Raw genomic sequence first — 576 nt, 5'->3', positions numbered from 1 at the left:
GAGCGTGTCGATCTCGCGCTCGAGCAGCGGGGCGAGGTAGCGCTCCGCCACTTCGAGCACCTCGGGCCCGCTCGTGCGGCCGGCCTCGACCAGCGGGACGAACTCGGGGCACGCCTGCCCCGTCAGCTCGATATCTGGGCGCATGCTGAACAGGTCGTCGTACACGGCAGACTGGATGGTGCCCTGCGTTCCGATGAGGCCGACCCGGCCGTTTCGGGTGCTGGAGACGGCGCTGCGCACCGTCGGCCCGATCACCTCGACCACCGGGACGTCGTAGCGCTCGTGCGCGTCGCGCAGCATGGCCGCGCTCGCGGTGTTGCAGGCGATCACGAGCATCTTCACACCCTGCGCGACGAGGTCGTCGAGGATCTCGAGCGAGAACCTGCGCACCTCGGCGATGGGACGCGGGCCGTACGGTGTGTTCGCCGTATCGCCCACGTAGATCATCGACTCGTTCGGCAGCTGGTCGCGGATCGCCCGCGCGACGGTGAGCCCGCCGACGCCCGAGTCGAACACGCCGATGGGAGCGTCGTTCTGCAGCACGGAAGTCACGGATCCAGCCTACCGCGCGGGGTG

At 69.6% G+C, this 576-nt stretch carries 1 protein-coding gene; it reads right to left on the bottom strand.

What is annotated here, in order from left to right; genetic code table 11:
• Positions 1–543, bottom strand: a 543-nt coding sequence (gene murI, locus IV04_RS24505) for a glutamate racemase (RefSeq protein WP_072010980.1), incomplete at its 3' end; no start/stop codon positions are given.
• Positions 544–576: the final 33 nt, after the last annotated feature.

This window comes from Serratia sp. Ag1 (assembly GCF_000743355.1).
Taxonomy (GTDB): domain Bacteria; phylum Pseudomonadota; class Gammaproteobacteria; order Enterobacterales; family Enterobacteriaceae; genus Chania.
This window is presented reverse-complemented; position numbering and strand designations above follow the sequence as displayed.